Origin of the sequence: Streptomyces sp. adm13(2018) (genome assembly GCF_008042145.1) — a bacterium.
Taxonomy (GTDB): Bacteria; Actinomycetota; Actinomycetes; order Streptomycetales; family Streptomycetaceae; genus Streptomyces.
Window position 1 is genome coordinate 43460 of sequence record NZ_RDBH01000034.1, and the last position, 864, is coordinate 44323.

Below are 864 nucleotides of genomic sequence, written 5' to 3' on the forward strand. Positions count from 1 at the left end.
GGCAGGGCCGCGGGGAGCGCCGGCAGGTAGGAGCCGCTGGAGGGGAAGCTGCTTCCGGTGGCCGGGAAGCCGCTGCCGGTGTCGTAGGCGGCGGGCACTCGGATCGGGGCGATCTGAGGCGTGCCCCGCTCCGCGACCAGGGAGTCGTAGATCGGGGTGTCCGGGAAGGACGGCGCGGTGTGGTAACCGCCTCCATAGGTGGAGCGGGGGGAGGTCATGGCACATAAGTTAAGCCCACGATGTGCTGGTTGGGGAGCCCGATTAGCGGGTTGTTTGACGGGCTTCGTGAAGAACCGGATCCCCAATCCGAGCGAACATGCCAAAAACGGGCGGCGGAACGTCTCAAGATCGTGTAAAAGCCGAGTTCGGAGGGGGTTACCGGCGGGTCCGGGGCCCCGGACGGCCCGGCCGTGCCCGGGCATGAAGAACACATAAAGAAAAGGTGCCCGTAAGGTGCGCGCGAAGTGATCATGGGCATGCTTAAGCGTCAATCCATGGATCTCCGGGTCGATGTGTACACGCCGAATTGACGGCGCTACTCCCCGTGTCGGGAAAGCCAATTCCGCCGAGCGGTGACCCGCCCGGGCCGCGGGGGCGCGACGGTCACTCGCCCGGAGCGCCGTCACGGCACGGACCGGGAGCCGCGCCGGTAATCGCGTCGGGCCGCGCGTACGTCCGGCCCTTCCACGCCGCGCCGACCCCCCGGTAGTGCCGGACCGCCGAGTCCACCGTCATCAGGAGGTAGAGGAACGCGGTGAAGGGGAGCAGCGGAGCGAGCCACGACGGCTGACGGTAGTAGCGGAGCATCGGCAGGTACGTCCCCGCCATCACCGCCCAGGCCGCGCCCCCCGCCCACGCCGCCAC

At 68.9% G+C, this 864-nt stretch carries 1 protein-coding gene and 1 pseudogene; both read right to left on the reverse strand.

Going from position 1 to position 864, the window contains the following annotated elements:
• Nucleotides 1–218: DUF6643 family protein (locus EAO70_RS38775; protein WP_315986200.1), on the reverse strand; the 218-nt coding region annotated here is incomplete at its 3' end.
• A 385-nt stretch (nucleotides 219–603) separates the two neighbouring features.
• Nucleotides 604–864, reverse strand: a pseudogene (locus tag EAO70_RS02920) (hypothetical protein); the annotation flags it as partial.